Here is a 1,131-nt window from a genome sequence, read left to right on the forward strand (position 1 = left end):
GCAAGCCTTCGCAAGCAAGCGTGGGCGGTGCCGGGCGGAAAGCGCAGGCAGGAAACAGCCCATGGGACTCACGAGCAACAAAGTGCTGATGCTGGCGATCGTCCTCGCCGTGCTGCTGTTCGTCTGCACGGTGTGGTGGTGGCCGCGGCTGGCCAGGCAGAGCTGGCGGGCCGTCAGCGGGCGGGTCGGTCTGCTGCTCACCACCCAGCTGGCGCTCTTCGCCTCGGTGGGCCTCGCCGCCAACCAGGCCTTCGGTTTCTACGCCAGCTGGGCGGACCTGTTCGGCCAGGAGAACGCCCCGGGGGTGGTCGTCGACCATATAGCGGGCGGCACCGACAGCCCCATCCAGGTGGTCGCCACCTCCAAGGTCATCGGTGCGAGCAGCACGCTGCCGCAGGTGGCCGGGCAGGTCCAGAAGGTCGACATCATCGGCCGTACGACCCACCTCACCACACCGGCGTTCGTGTACCTGCCCCCCGAGTACTTCCAGCCGAAGAACAACGCGCGCAAGTTCCCGGTGTCCGTGGTCCTCACGGGGTACCCCGGCACGGCCGAGGCGCTGGTGAACAAGCTGAACTACCCCAGCACGGCGGGGCAGCTGGCCAGGCAGCAGAAGATGCAGCCGATGATCCTGGTGATGCTGCGGCCGACCGTGGCGCCGCCGCGGGACACCGAGTGCGTGGACGTCCCCGGTGGCCCGCAGAGCGAGACGTTCTTCGCCAAGGACCTGCGCGATGCGGTGATGGCCCACTACCGGGTCGACAAGACGCCCGCCAGCTGGGGCATCGTCGGCGACTCGACCGGCGGCTACTGCGCGCTGAAGATCGCCATGCACCACCCGGGTTCCTACGCGGCCGCCGCGGGCCTGTCGCCCTACTACAAGGCGCCGATCGACCCCACCACCGGTGACCTCTTCCACGGCAACAAGGACCTGCAGAACCGATCCGACCTCTTCTGGACGCTCAAGCACCTGACCGCGCCCGAGACGTCGCTGCTCGTCACCAGCAGCCGGGTCGGTGAGCACAACTACAAGGACACGCTCAGGTTCATCAAGAGCGTGCAGGACACGAACGTGACCAGAATCTCGTCGATCATCCTCCCGAGCGGCGGGCACAACTTCAACACCTGGCG

At 67.6% G+C, this 1,131-nt stretch carries 1 protein-coding gene; it reads left to right on the forward strand.

The genetic code is table 11. From position 1 onward, the window contains the following. Positions 1-61: 61 nt before the first annotated feature. Positions 62-1,131 (forward strand): alpha/beta hydrolase (locus tag ACFYZB_RS46770; RefSeq protein ID WP_388768290.1); only part of this gene is annotated, 1,070 nt, incomplete at its 3' end.

The organism is Streptomyces sp. NPDC001852 (genome assembly GCF_042891825.1).
Lineage (GTDB): Bacteria > Actinomycetota > Actinomycetes > Streptomycetales > Streptomycetaceae > Streptomyces.